The organism is Streptococcus australis (genome assembly GCF_019930045.1).
GTDB lineage: Bacteria > Bacillota > Bacilli > Lactobacillales > Streptococcaceae > Streptococcus > Streptococcus australis_D.
In genome coordinates, this window is sequence record NZ_JAHZQQ010000102.1 from 1 (window position 1) to 2384 (window position 2384).

At 38.3% G+C, this 2384-nt stretch carries 1 protein-coding gene; it reads left to right on the forward strand.

What is annotated here, in order from left to right:
- Positions 1-529: 529 nt before the first annotated feature.
- A complete protein-coding gene (locus K1J10_RS10420) occupies positions 530-2107 on the forward strand; it encodes a DEAD/DEAH box helicase (protein WP_223357302.1) in 1578 nt (525 codons plus the stop codon).
- Positions 2108-2384 lie beyond the last annotated feature (277 nt).

The window sequence follows — 2384 nt, forward strand, 5'->3', positions numbered from 1 at the left end:
GACACACTTGAAAGCTTATTTGATTAACACTCCGCAACTTTACTTGAGTGTTTACACAAAATTATTGACAGAATCCTGAAATAACGTAGATACTATAATCATTATACATATTTTCATATTAAAAATCAAGGAAACAATCCCAAAATAAAAGGGGATTTATTGTGAATAAAAAATTTTAGAAAGCCTATTGTAACGCTGTTTTTATGAGGTGATTCAAAGTAAAGAAGAGACTTCACAGTCTTTTATATTATTGCAAAGTTAAAAAATAAATTATACTAATTATCCAAAGTTGGAAAGAGTTCTTTTGAAAGGGGTTACCCAATAAAAACTTTTCAACCTGTTTCGTTTTACTATCTTTTAACCCTGGTCTATGGTATACTAGATAAGTTGCAAAGAAAGCAGTACTTTTCTTTAGTGGAAAAGAAGCAACACGGTCTTTCATAAAAGCTATGAAAGTACGTCATGACAAGAAAAGTATAAACTAAGCGCTATAGGATGGCTTCGCACCATCTTTAGAAAGAAGAATAACGTGAAATTTAATGAATTTAATCTTTCTGCTGATTTGTTAGCAGAAATTGAAAAAGCAGGATTTGTAGAAGCAAGTCCTATCCAAGAGCAAACTATTCCTTTGGCTCTTGAGGGAAAAGATGTTATCGGTCAAGCACAGACTGGTACAGGGAAAACTGCAGCCTTTGGCTTGCCAACTCTTGAAAAAATTCGTACAGAAGAAGCAACTATCCAAGCTTTAGTAATTGCCCCAACTCGTGAACTGGCTGTTCAAAGTCAGGAAGAACTCTTCCGCTTTGGCCGTAGTAAAGGTGTGAAAGTCCGTTCAGTATACGGTGGTTCAAGTACTGAAAAACAAATCAAAGCTCTTAAATCAGGGGCTCATATCGTAGTAGGAACACCAGGACGACTTCTTGACCTCATTAAACGCAAGGCTTTGAAATTACATGATATTGAAACTCTCATCCTGGATGAAGCAGATGAAATGCTGAACATGGGATTCCTTGAAGATATCGAAGCAATCATCTCTCGTGTACCGGAAAATCGTCAAACCTTGCTCTTTTCAGCGACTATGCCAGATGCTATCAAACGTATTGGTGTTCAGTTCATGAAAGAACCTGAGCATGTGAAGATTGCTGCCAAAGAATTAACTACAGAATTAGTAGACCAGTACTATATCCGTGTTAAAGAACAAGAAAAATTCGACACCATGACTCGTCTTATGGATGTTGATCAACCTGAGTTGTCAATCGTTTTTGGTCGTACCAAACGTCGTGTAGATGAGTTGACTCGTGGGCTGAAGATTCGCGGTTTCCGTGCAGAAGGGATTCATGGAGATTTGGACCAAAACAAACGTCTTCGTGTCCTTCGTGATTTTAAAAATGGCAACCTTGATGTCCTAGTTGCAACAGACGTGGCTGCTCGTGGTTTGGATATTTCAGGTGTGACTCATGTCTACAACTACGATATCCCACAAGACCCTGAGAGTTATGTTCACCGTATCGGTCGTACAGGGCGTGCAGGTAAGTCAGGTCAGTCTATTACTTTCGTTTCTCCTAATGAAATGGGTTATCTACAAATCATTGAGAACTTAACTAAGAAGCGCATGAAAGGTCTTAAACCTGCAAGTGCAGAAGAAGCCTTCCAAGCTAAGAAACAAGTAGCTCTTAAGAAAATTGAACGTGATTTTGCGAATGAGGAGATTCGTAGTAACTTTGAAAAGTTTGGCAAGGATGCTCGTCAATTGGCCTCAGAATTCAGCCCAGAAGAATTGGCTATGTATATCCTCAGCTTAACTGTTCAAGACCCAGATAGTCTTCCAGAGGTTGAGATTGCACGTGAAAAACCGTTACCATTTAAACCATCTGGTGGTGGCTTCGGTGCTAAAGGCAAGGGTGGTCGAGGAGGCCGTCGTGGGGATGACCGTCGAGATCGTGATCGCCGTGGTGGCAATGGTCGTCGTGATGACTATCGTAAAGGTGGACGTTCAAAGGACCGTTTTGATAAAGAGAAGCGTTACCGTAAGGATCATAAAAAACCACGCAATACTTCAAGCGAGAAGAAAACAGGCTTTGTGATTCGTAACAAAGGAGATAAATAAAAAATACAAGGGTAAACACATGTTTACCCTTGTATATTTATAAGGAGACCGAAATTCGTAAACAAAACGTTTGCTATCACTCTGTGGTAGCGCTAACAATTCTGTTAACATATTAAGAATACAACTTTTTATGAGCCTTGTCAACAGATTTGCTAAAAAAAATTTACTTTTTTAAAAACATGAACAAAAAGTTTAATTTATCTGATAAATTGTAAAATATAGTGCAACAAAAAAACTCATAGCGTTTCATTGGGGTAAACTGTAAGTATTCACACAA